The sequence below is a fragment of the Steroidobacter sp. genome, from assembly GCF_016790065.1.
GTDB lineage: Bacteria > Pseudomonadota > Gammaproteobacteria > Steroidobacterales > Steroidobacteraceae > Steroidobacter.
In genome coordinates this window covers 1-3,773 of the sequence record NZ_JAEUPY010000626.1, presented here as the reverse complement: position 1 = coordinate 3,773, position 3,773 = coordinate 1, and the positions used below count along the sequence as shown (strand labels likewise).

General features: G+C 63.5%; 1 protein-coding gene. It reads right to left on the bottom strand.

Annotation, left to right across the window (positions count from 1 at the left end; translation table 11 throughout):
- Positions 1-3,625 (bottom strand): PVC-type heme-binding CxxCH protein (locus tag JNL55_RS25730; protein ID WP_293861131.1); only part of this gene is annotated, 3,625 nt, incomplete at its 3' end.
- Positions 3,626-3,773: the final 148 nt, after the last annotated feature.

Genomic DNA, 3,773 nt, shown 5'->3' with positions numbered 1-3,773 from the left:
CCACGAGCGACTTGGCAAAGACGGCACGCGACGCCAGCGTCGTCAGCACTTCGCGTTTCTCCACAGCCGGCAACGAAGGATACAAGGCCAGCAGGCGATCCGGCGTCTGCGGATCATTGAACGATGCCGATGCCCGAATCGCATCACGCCGCAACTCGGTCTCTTTCAGCAGCAGCGGCAGCAACGGCTGAAGTCGAGCGTCGCGTACATTCAGCAGCGCCGTCAGCGCCGCACGACGAGCCGCGATGTTCTCCTGGGTGTTCGCCACGATCCCCCGCGCCACCGAGAGCGATGACGGTGTGCCGAACACGAGAGACACCGCCAACGCCTCGTTGCGAATCTCCGGTTTCGCGGAACGAGCGAATGTTTGTTCCAGGGCGAGCCAACCCTGCGGCATGACCACGTTGCGCTGTCCCTGCAATCCCGCGTGCATGCCGGAAAGAATCGCCAGCTGCCGAGGTTCGTCCTGCACAGTGGCCAGTGCTCGCGTCAGCGCGAGCAGGGACTGCGAAGTATTCTCGCCGGTGGCACGCCGACTGACGAACTCCAGCGTGCGGGGCATCTTCGATGCCAGTCCGATGGCCAGCGAGCGCTGCAGATCGAGGCCGATCAGCGGCTCGAGTCCATACCAGTTGAGCAATGGCACCACCGGATCGTTCGCATCCTCGCCGCGCGCATGCAACGCTTGCAGCAGATCCCATCGCTTCTCCGGCGGGCTGCGCAACGCCGCCGTGGCGAGATATCGACGGACCACGGGCGAGGAATCGGTGGCCGCCAGTTTTGCAAATACAGTCATCGCGGCGTCGGCGTGGCGGCCGTCCTCCGTCGCGAGCTGGATCGCCCAGGCGCGAATGTACTCCTCGCCGCTGGACGTGAGACGTAGCGCGTCGGCTTCGCTCAAGCCATCGACCACATGCAACGCCCACAGCAATCGCAGTTTCGCGTCGAGACTGTCAGCGGCGTAATGACGGTCGCCTGGCAGTGTCGGCACTGCTTCGCCGAGTCCGAGCGCACCGCGCAGATACTGTTTCACTCGAGGCGTGAGTGCGCCTCGCGCTGCGCGTTCTTGCAGCACGCGACGCGCATGTCGGGAACGCCACTCACGTCGATCCGTCACATCGGCGAGCAACTGCTCATCCGACTTGCGCTGCATGTCGATGCGCGTCGCGGGCGTGTTGCGATAGATGACCTTGAAGATGCGGCCATTGCCCCTGTCGACCACGTCCGGGTTGTTCACATGGCACTGTTCCTGGTCGTACCAGTCGATCATGTAGACCGAGCCATCCTGGTCGTATTGCAGATTCACGATCTGCGACCAGGGATCATTGAAGCGAATGAAATCGGGCCGGTGGCTGCCGATGAAGCTGCTGCCCTTGGCGGTCAGCGCATCCACGTTGATGCGCGCGCCGTGGATGTTGTTGATGTATGCGTGCCCGCGATACTCCTCCGGCCAGCTGCCACCCTGATAGATCATCAACCCGGCGTGCGCATGTCCTCCGCCTTCGGCATCGCTGATATTGTTGCCGCCGTGAGGGTCCGAGCCGGTGTAATGCACGTGATCCGCGATGGTCTGGATATCCGCATAAGTGTGCCGATTGAAATGCCCGAGATTCACTGGCGACGCTTGCTGCACCTGGTAGCGGCCTTCCTGAGCGAAGTGCCACAGGTGCGGAATCACGCACGCCTCGGCAATCAGCTGGCCCTGCGAGGTGAAGTCCATGCCCCACGGATTGCTCGTGCCATGGGCGAACACTTCGAAACGGTGCTTGGTCGGGTGATAGCGCCACACGCCGGCGTTGATCTTCTGCCGCTGCGCCTCGGGCGTGCCTGGCTTGCCCACGTTGCTGTTGGTGAACACGCCATGCGAGCCATACAACCAACCGTCCGGCCCCCACATGAACGTGTTCAACGTCTCGTGCGTGTCCTGGTGCCCCCAGCCATCCAGCAGGATTTGCGGCTCGCCCGCCGGCCGCGGCTCGTCGCCATCCTTCATTGGCACATATAAGAGGTAAGGTGCGGCGCCGATCCATACGCCGCCGAAGCCCACTTCGATGCCGCTCACCAGGTTCAGCCCGCTCATGAACACGGTGCGTTTGTCGAACTTGCCGTCGCCATTGCTGTCCTCGAAGACCAGGATGCGATCCACCCCTTGTCCTTCCGGACGGCGCACCGGATAGGTGTATGCCTCGACCACCCACAACCGGCCGCGATCGTCGATGGTGAACGCGATGGGCTGCTTGACATCGGGCTCGGCGGCGAACGTGACGGCCTCGAATCCCAGCGGCAGCGACATGGCGCGCGCCGCATCTTTCGGAAACAAACCGCCGAACTTCTGCTTGTGGACGAACACGCCTTTCTTGTTCGCGACCACCACATCGAGAAATCCGTCCGTGTTTACGTCCGCCACGGTGAGCTGCGTGCCGACGCCGGAGTCGTCGTCGATCAGATGGGGAACGAACGTGACTCGGCCGCCGTCACGTTGCAGCTTGAACCAGTACAGCACGGCGGGCGCGGTCGGTTCCGGATCCCCCTTCGGTCCGTGCGCCCAGAATCGCTTGCCGGTGACGATGTCCTTCAAGCCGTCGCCGTCGATGTCCGCGAGTTGCACGGCGTGCAACTGCGAGAACTGCACTCCTTTCTTTTGCGGAGCCGGTTGGAGAATGAGATGTCGCTTGAACGAGATGCCGCCGCCGGCCTTGCGTTGTTCCCACCACGCCAGTCCGTAGCCGCGCGCGTCGAGGCTGCCGACGATATCGTTGCGGCCATCGCCGTTCACATCGTAGACGTGATACTGCGCGCCCTTGCCCAACTCCAGCGCATGCCGGCGCCATACCTCGTCGCCCCCGAGCGAGGCCGGCTGCTCCCACCAGCCGCCGGCTTCGAGCACATCCACGCGACCATCGCCGTTCACGTCGCCGACACCCAGGCCATGCGTGTACCCATCCCGAGCCTCGTTGCCGGAGATGCGATGAAACATCCACGGGCGGGTTGGATCGGCCGCCGGCTTGGCGTAGCCCAGGTAGCCGCCCGACACCGCGACGATCTCCTCCTTGCCATCGCGGTCCACATCCACGAACGCCGGCGACTCGTTGTCGATACGCTCGAGCGCCACGTGCCGCGTCCAGGGACGCGATTGCTTGCCGGGATTCTCGAACCACACCGCCTGCTTGCCGGGAGCGCCGAACACCAGGATGTCCGGCCACTCATCGCCGTTGAAATCACCCACGAAGGTGAAGAAGTTGTCCGAATACGCGTTCTTCTGTCCCAGAGCGCCTTCGAATCCCGGCACCTGCTCGGTGGCGCCGTCCGCGCGCGAGCGCGTGAAGGATTCGCTGGCGGGATAGAACTCGTGCCTGGTCTGGAAATCCGGACCGGCGTACCAGAAAGGTCCGGCGATGATGTCGTTCTTGCCGTCGCGGTTGATATCGCCGCTGGCGACACCTTCGCTCCAGAAGTGTTCGTCGAGCACCTGCTTCTGAAACTTCGGCCCGGTGACTGTCTGCGACGCCGACGCGCCCGACGGCGGACCGGAGCCGTGCACGTGCCCAACTTCGCCATGCGGGACAGCCAGCGGCGGCACTGCCGCGCACAGAATCAGAATCAGAACCTGGGCTGGCTTCAGCATTGCGACCTCGAATCAGCGGATTGCGCGGCGAACGTCGAGGTACACGCACAGGTGTGCCTCGCGGACGTGGTGTGACGTTCGTATCGATACATGAAACGATTCCTTCTCATCGCACCGTAGCCGCGAGTTCAATCCCCCAGGTGCGTGG